The 2,226-nt window shown below is 38.1% G+C and carries 4 protein-coding genes; 3 read left to right on the plus strand and 1 reads right to left on the minus strand.

The genetic code is table 11. The features are described 5' to 3' along the window. Window positions 1-51: 51 nt before the first annotated feature. Entirely contained in the window at window positions 52-144 is a 93-nt protein-coding gene (locus P767_RS18095) for a YgaP family membrane protein (protein ID WP_407636322.1), read from the plus strand. Window positions 145-206: 62 nt separating this feature from the next. Here P767_RS18095 and P767_RS0103715 read toward each other — a convergent pair whose 3' ends face one another. Next, on the minus strand, window positions 207-626 hold the full coding sequence (locus P767_RS0103715; protein WP_026763452.1) for an Hsp20/alpha crystallin family protein: 420 nt from the start codon (window positions 624-626) through the stop codon (window positions 207-209). 210 nt (window positions 627-836) lie between these two features. On the opposite strand from P767_RS0103715, the gene P767_RS0103720 reads away from it, so the two are divergent. Continuing rightward, complete coding sequence (locus P767_RS0103720) at window positions 837-1,253, plus strand: BrxA/BrxB family bacilliredoxin (protein ID WP_026751933.1); 417 nt, start codon at window positions 837-839, stop codon at window positions 1,251-1,253. Window positions 1,254-1,365: 112 nt separating this feature from the next. Further along, a partial coding sequence (locus P767_RS0103725; RefSeq protein ID WP_026763453.1) for a prolipoprotein diacylglyceryl transferase occupies window positions 1,366-2,226 on the plus strand: 861 nt, incomplete at its 3' end.

Here is a 2,226-nt window from a genome sequence, read left to right on the forward strand (position 1 = left end):
CCTATCCCCCTGTGTGCCTTGCCTCCCACGACTCTGGGAATTGTTTTATTGGTGCTGGCAGGTGTATTTGTTTTGACCAGTCTGATTAGTTTCTGCCCTTTATACACTTTATTTGGAATCAATACTTGTTCCAAAGAATCGTAGCTACAAAACACAAGCTCCGAATAAATTATCCGGAGCTTGTAGGTATTGAATTTTATCTGTGCTTAATTAATTGAAATTAAGCGTGGTGAATTTTTTACTTCTTCTTTTTTAGGAAGTAATAATTTAAGTACACCATTTTCATAGCTGGCCTGAATGGCTTCTGTATTTATTTTCTCATCCACTGAAAAACTTCTTTTGAAGCTCTTGTAAATGAACTCTCTGCGAATGGTCTTGTAATTTTTTTCTTCCAATGCATCTTTCTTCTCGTAAGAAATGGTTAATAATCCCTTATCTACCTGAATAGAGAAGTCTTCTTTTTTTCTTCCGGGTGCATTTAATTCAAGATGAAAAGCATCGTCTGTTTCATGAATGTTCACAGCTGCAACCGGATATCCATTACTAGCCGGGTTTGCAAAACCAGAAGGAAATGCATTGAATAACTCATCAAATAAACTGTTGTTGTTTTGTTTTAAAATTGCCATGGTTATAATTTTTTAGGGTTTATGTATTTTTCTGTTATACCAGCAAACCCTATTCCATCTCAAAAATTAAAATAATTTGGCATCATTTGAAGTCTTTTGTGTGTCATAATGACGTAAAGATAATTTTAACATGCCACTATGGCGGCAAATTAGGTTTCTCATTGGTAGATTTAATGCTTTGTTGTAACTTTGACCTCCAAAATTGAAAGTATGTATCCAGCAGAAATAGTATTGCCAATGAAGGCAGAGTTAACAGATGAGGGGTTTGGCGAATTGCTAACAGCATCAGAAGTAGACCAGACTTTACAACAGGAAGGAACTACTCTGGTAGTTATCAATTCTGTTTGTGGTTGTGCGGCAGGTGCCTGCAGACCTGGTGTTTTAATGGCTGTACAAAATGCAACCAAGCGCCCAGATCGTTTAATGACCAGCTTCGCAGGATTTGATGTTGAAGCTGTAAATAAGATTCGTGAGCATTTATTGCCACATCCTCCTTCTTCCCCAGCCATTGCTTTATTTAAGAATGGTGAGTTGGTTACTATGGTTGAAAGACACCAGATAGAAGGAAGACCTGCACAAGCCATTGCTCAACATTTAATTGCAGCATTTGATGCACATTGCAATTAATTTCGTAATTTGTTTTTAGATGGGTTAGTAAGTACGGGCCTCACTTATGTGAGGCCTTGCTTTTTTTGGTATTTTCTAATTAACATTGCACTACATCTTATAGCACTGCTTTATGTATCCCAATTTATACTACGCATTCAAGGATTTATTTGGTATTGAAATCAATGGTCTTAAGCTTATCAATAGTTTCGGTTTTTTTGTAGCCCTTTCGTTTATTTTATCTGCATGGATTCTTTCCATGGAATTACGAAGAAAGCAACAACAGGGATTGTTTCAGTTTACTGAAGAGAAAATAAAAATAGGGGAACCTGCCAGCCTTACTGAATTAATTACCAATGGAATCATGGGTTTTTTATTTGGCTATAAAATTATTGGCGCTTTCACCATTAAAGATGCATTGCAAGATCCTCAGGCTTTTATTTTATCGGGGGAAGGAAACTTTCTAACAGGCATGCTGGCTGCTTTGGGTTTTGGTTTGTTGAAGTGGTGGGAGAAAAAGAAAGTACAATTGGAAACACCCGTGGAAAGAACCATACGCATCTGGCCACAAGACAGGGTAGGAGACATCGTTATATTTGCTGCTGTATTTGGTTTTTTGGGCGCAAAGATTTTTCATAACCTGGAAAACTGGAATGAGTTTGCAGCTGATCCGATTGGATCACTCATTGCTTTTAGCGGACTTACCTTTTATGGAGGATTAATTTGTGCCGGCGCGGCCATTATCTGGTATGCCCGTAAAAATAAAATAGCTTTAATTCCCTTACTGGATGCATTTGCACCCACCATGATGTTTGCCTATGCATTCGGAAGAATCGGATGTCAGGTAAGTGGGGATGGAGATTGGGGGATTGCCAATCCTGTTGCCAATCCTTATAAATGGTTACCCGATTTTTTCTGGTCGTATACTTATCCGCACAATGTTGTTCAGGATGGTGTTGCTATTCCAGGCTGTGTTGGGCCTTATTGTAATCAA

The organism is Sediminibacterium salmoneum NBRC 103935 (genome assembly GCF_000511175.1).
Lineage (GTDB): Bacteria > Bacteroidota > Bacteroidia > Chitinophagales > Chitinophagaceae > Sediminibacterium > Sediminibacterium salmoneum.